General features: G+C 41.1%; 3 protein-coding genes. All 3 read left to right on the forward strand.

The window, feature by feature from the left end; all coding sequences use genetic code 11:
- Positions 1-171: 171 nt before the first annotated feature.
- Positions 172-1605: a S1 RNA-binding domain-containing protein gene (locus tag ACWB1W_RS01695; RefSeq protein ID WP_479369665.1), complete on the forward strand. Its 1434-nt coding sequence runs from the start codon at positions 172-174 to the stop codon at positions 1603-1605.
- A gap of 207 nt (positions 1606-1812) precedes the next feature.
- Positions 1813-2091 carry an HU family DNA-binding protein gene (locus ACWB1W_RS01700; RefSeq protein ID WP_479369666.1) on the forward strand — a complete coding sequence of 93 codons (279 nt, stop codon included), beginning with the start codon at positions 1813-1815 and terminating at the stop codon, positions 2089-2091.
- Positions 2092-2108: 17 nt separating this feature from the next.
- The coding region (locus ACWB1W_RS01705; RefSeq protein WP_479369667.1) for an AAA family ATPase at positions 2109-2239 on the forward strand (131 nt) is incomplete at its 3' end.

Genomic DNA, 2239 nt, shown 5'->3' on the forward strand with positions numbered 1-2239 from the left:
GACTTAATACCCAAGGACTTGACAGAACTTGAAAAAGATATTTTAAATAGTATATTGTCTGGTAAGTCGTTTAAGGAATGGTTAAGGGAGAGAAAAAAACGTCTTTAAAGTTTTCTTCTTTTGAAACCTCTGTGAAAAATCCTTATAATAAAAATCTTCTGGAGGAAGTTTATGAACGAGTTTGAGAAGCTCCTGGAAGAGTCATTAACCGCTCCCGAGGAGTTAAAAAAGGGTCAGATAGTAAAGGGTAAGGTCGTTAAGGTAAGCGGTGACACAGCATTTGTTGACATAGGTTATAAAACAGAAGCGGTAATTTCCACGGAAGAAATACCCGAAATTAAGGAAGGTGAGGAAATAGAGGCTGTCATCGTAAGATTTTCACCGAGAATGACTAACCCTGTTCTCTCGGTGAAGCCCCTGAAGGAACAAGAAGAACTGAACAAGATAAAAGAGGCATATCTAAATAAAGGGGACGTTGTCGGAAAGATAGAGAACAAAGTAAGAGGCGGTTTCGTAGTGGATATAGAGGGGATAAAGGCCTTCCTTCCCTTCTCGGAAGCCGGGAAGAAGCTAAAAGAAGGTCAGGTTTTAACTTTCAAGGTTATTGATTTTAAGCTTGATACGAAGAAACCCAAGATAGTAGTTTCCCATAAAGCTTATTTAGACGAACAGAGGGAAAGAAGAAAACAGGAGCTTCTCAACACGCTAAAGCCCAGTGACGTAGTTGAAGGAAAAGTTGTAAAGGTTGATCCAAACAAGGGTGTAACGCTTCTAATAGAAGGTGTCTTAAGGGCATTTCTCCCGAAGGAAGAGCTGTCCTGGGGAAGGGACAAGAACCCTTATAACTACACGGATGTAGGAGAAACCCTGAAGGTAAAAGTAAAGAGGATAGACAAGGTAAAGGGCTTTATAATAGTAAGCCTTAGGGAACTAAAAGGAAATCCTTGGGAAAAGTTCGTCAAGGAGCACAAAGAGGGTGATATCATTGAAGGTAAAGTTGTTGCGGTAGTGCCGAAGGGTGTAATCCTTGAACTCACGGAAGGGGTTGAAGGTTTCGTTCCCGAAGAAGAACTTGCATGGGAAGGAAAGCCGGAATTCAAGAAGGGAGATATAGTAAAGTCAAAGATTCTCAAGATAGAACCCAAGAGAAGAAGGATACTTCTTTCCATCAAGCGTGCACAACCGAGACCTTGGGAAGAGTTCCTACAAAAACACCCTGCAGGTTCTAAGGTAAAGGGTAAAGTTGTAAAGATTGAGGGTAGCCGTGCGATCGTAGACCTCGGGGATAACGTTAAAGGTATTATCCACAGAAGTGACCTATCCTGGACCAGACCCAAGAGGGTTGAAGAGGTTCTTAAGGAAGGTGAGGAAAGAGAGTTTGCGGTTCTCGGGCTTGAAGGCAGGTATGTTAAACTCGGCATAAAACAGCTTACCGAAAATCCTTGGGAGAAGATAAAACAAAAGTACAAGGTTGGAGATGTTGTAAAGCTACCTGTAAAAGAACTCGCACCCTTTGGTGCGTTTCTTGAGTTACCCGAAGGAGTTGAAGGACTTCTACCTTTCTCGGAAGTTCCGAAACACATACGTATAAGGAAAGGTCAGTAATACGAGGTAAAGATAATAGATATAAATCCGAAAGAAGGAAAGATAACCTTCAGCATAAACGCTCTTATGGAGGAAAAACCGAAAGAGGAAGAAAAAGAAGAGGTAGCTGTAGCAACAACCTCACCGTCAAGTGGTTTCAAACTCGGGGAGATACTGAAGAAAAAGTGGAAGATGTAATCCTCCTCGCCCCTTTTATAATATCCCTTTATGACTACAAAGAGAGATATAGTAAACACCCTTTACGAACGTCTGTCTGACAAATCTATAAAGAAAAAAGAGCTTTACTCTATCGTTTCCGAAATATTCTGTATAATAGAGGAAAAACTCGTTGAGGGGGAAAGGGTTAAGATATCGGGTTTCGGAACTTTTACGGTGAAAACGAGAAAACCCAAAAAGGGAATGAACCTGAAGGAAATGAAGCCTATAGAAATTCCCGAGAGAAAGGTTGTTCTCTTTAAGCCAAGCAGGAAGTTTATGAAGTTATGAGAAAACTCGTAGTTGTTATGGGTCTTTCGGGTTCGGGGAAGTCCTTTTTGAGTTCTATCTTAAACAAGGAGTTCGGTTATAAATGGCTAAGAAGCGACTTAATAAGAAAGGAATTAATGGGAATAGCTCCGGAAAAAAGTGCGAAGGC

This window comes from Aquifex sp., assembly GCF_056494385.1.